This is a genomic window from Curtobacterium sp. B8 (genome assembly GCF_000333315.1).
Classification (GTDB): Bacteria; Actinomycetota; Actinomycetes; order Actinomycetales; family Microbacteriaceae; genus Curtobacterium; species Curtobacterium luteum.
The window spans coordinates 1-959 of sequence record NZ_BACW01000628.1 but is presented as its reverse complement, the minus strand read 5'-3'; the positions used below and the strand labels follow the sequence as shown (position 1 = coordinate 959).

Below are 959 nucleotides of genomic sequence, written 5' to 3'. Positions count from 1 at the left end.
GGACATCCGAGCGGTGCCGCTGACCCGGGCCTTGACCGCACCGTCGAGGAGGAAGCGCAGAGCGGCTCCGACCCCGCCACCGACGGCGACGGCGAGGAGTTCCAGCGGGGTCACGAGGCGTCTCCCGCCCGCTCGACAGCGCTCGGATCGACAGCGCTCGGATCGACAGCGCTCGGATCGACAGCGCCCGGACCGACCGTGCTCGGACGGAACCGACCCGCGACGAGGACCCCGGCTGCGACGGCGACCAGCCCGAGCCCGACGGAGAGGAGCGCGTACCCGGCGCCGGCGCCCCAGCGTCCGGCGTCGAGCAGCTGGGCGGTGTCGTCCGCGAGGGTGCTGTACGTCGTGAAGCCGCCGAGGACACCCGTGCCGACGAGGAGGCGGAGCGTGCGACGGCCACCGACGTCCGGACCACGGTGCGCGAGCACCTCCAGGAGCAGGCCCAGGCAGAACGCCCCGACCACGTTGATCGCGAGGATCGTCCAGCTGATCCCGGCGCCCGGAGGGAACGCGGCGGCGAGCGCGGCCCTGGCGCCGGTGCCGACCGCTCCCCCGAGGGCGACGACGCCGAGGTACCGCCAGCGCAGGTGCACGGGCCGTTCGGGCGTCGCTGGTGCCTCGTGGGGCGCGGGTCGTTCCGGGGACATGGCTCTCCTATCGCCGAGCACGCAGCACCGTGGCGCGTGCGACTCATCTCGGGATAGGGACCGTTGGCGGCTCGGCCGCGGTTGGGTCCGGCAGGCCCCACTGCCGGGTCTGACGACGCACCCACTGTAGCGCGGCCGCCCCGGACCGACAGACTGGGTCCGTGACGATCTCCGCCCTCGCCTGGACGACCACCGGCCCCGCACGGGGGACTCGACGAGGACGAGGACCTCGCGCTCGCGGGGCTCCGCCGCACGGTTGCCGTGGTCGACGTCCTGGACTGGGACGACCCGGACGTGGACTGGTCCGCG

At 74.6% G+C, this 959-nt stretch carries 1 protein-coding gene; it reads right to left on the bottom strand.

The genetic code is table 11. The features are described from left to right. Positions 1-110: 110 nt before the first annotated feature. Positions 111-650, bottom strand: a complete 540-nt coding sequence (locus I59_RS16855) for a CrcB family protein (RefSeq protein ID WP_022904873.1) — start codon at positions 648-650, stop codon at positions 111-113. Positions 651-959 lie beyond the last annotated feature (309 nt).

Coding starts and splice junctions, on each gene's coding strand:
- I59_RS16855 (WP_022904873.1), bottom strand. CDS start 650: ATGTCCCCGGAACGACCCGCGCCCCACGAGGCACCAGCGACGCCCGAA.